Source organism: Rubellimicrobium sp. CFH 75288 (assembly GCF_009904055.1).
Lineage (GTDB): Bacteria > Pseudomonadota > Alphaproteobacteria > Rhodobacterales > Rhodobacteraceae > Rubellimicrobium.
This window is the reverse complement of the sequence record NZ_WYDP01000051.1, coordinates 1-1,174: the sequence shown is the minus strand read 5'-3', so window position 1 is coordinate 1,174 and position 1,174 is coordinate 1. Positions and strand designations below refer to the sequence as shown.

The 1,174-nt window shown below is 65.4% G+C and carries 1 protein-coding gene; it reads right to left on the bottom strand.

From position 1 onward, the window contains the following. Positions 1–1,174: elongation factor Tu (gene tuf / locus GT358_RS16320; RefSeq protein WP_166583688.1), on the bottom strand; the 1,174-nt coding region annotated here is incomplete at both ends.

Here is a 1,174-nt window from a genome sequence, read left to right as displayed (position 1 = left end):
ACGCCAGGATCTTGGAGACGACGCCTGCGCCGACGGTGCGGCCGCCTTCGCGGATGGCGAAGCGCAGGCCGTCTTCCATGGCGATGGGGGCGATCAGCTCGACGTTGAACTTGAGGTTGTCGCCGGGCATGACCATCTCGGTGCCTTCGGGCAGCTGGACGGTGCCGGTGACGTCCGTGGTGCGGAAGTAGAACTGGGGCCGGTAATTGGCGAAGAACGGCGTGTGCCGGCCGCCCTCCTCCTTGGTCAGGATGTAGGCCTCGGCCTCGAACTTGGTGTGCGGCTTGACCGATCCGGGCTTGCACAGCACCTGGCCGCGCTCGACGTCGTCGCGGTTGATGCCGCGCAGAAGCGCGCCGATGTTGTCGCCCGCCTCGCCGCGATCCAGAAGCTTGCGGAACATCTCCACGCCCGTGCAGGTGGACTTGCGCGTCTCGCGCAGACCCACGATCTCCACCTCGTCGCCCACGTTGATCACGCCGCGCTCCACGCGCCCCGTCACCACCGTGCCGCGCCCCGAGATCGAGAACACGTCCTCGATCGGCATCAGGAAGGGCTGGTCGACCGCCCGCACCGGGGTCGGGATGTAGCTGTCCACCGCCTCCATCAGCGCACGGATCGAGTTCTCCCCGATCTCGGGATCGCGCCCCTCGAGCGCAGCCAAGGCCGAGCCCTTCACGATCGGAATGTCGTCGCCCGGAAACTCGTAGGAGGAAAGCAGCTCGCGCAGCTCCATCTCCACAAGCTCCAGAAGCTCCTCGTCGTCGACCTGGTCGACCTTGTTCATGTAGACCACCAGCGCCGGCACCCCCACCTGACGCGCCAGAAGAATGTGCTCGCGCGTCTGCGGCATCGGACCGTCGGCCGCCGAACAGACCAGGATCGCGCCGTCCATCTGCGCCGCACCCGTGATCATGTTCTTGACGTAGTCGGCATGGCCCGGGCAGTCCACATGCGCATAATGCCGGTTGGGCGTCTCGTACTCCACATGCGCCGTCGAGATCGTAATGCCGCGCGCCCGCTCCTCGGGCGCCGCATCGATCTGGTCATAGGCCTTGAACTCGCCAAAATACTTGGTGATCGCCGCCGTCAACGTCGTCTTGCCATGGTCCACATGACCAATCGTGCCGATGTTCACATGCGGCTTCGTGCGCTCAAACTTCGCCTTCGCCAT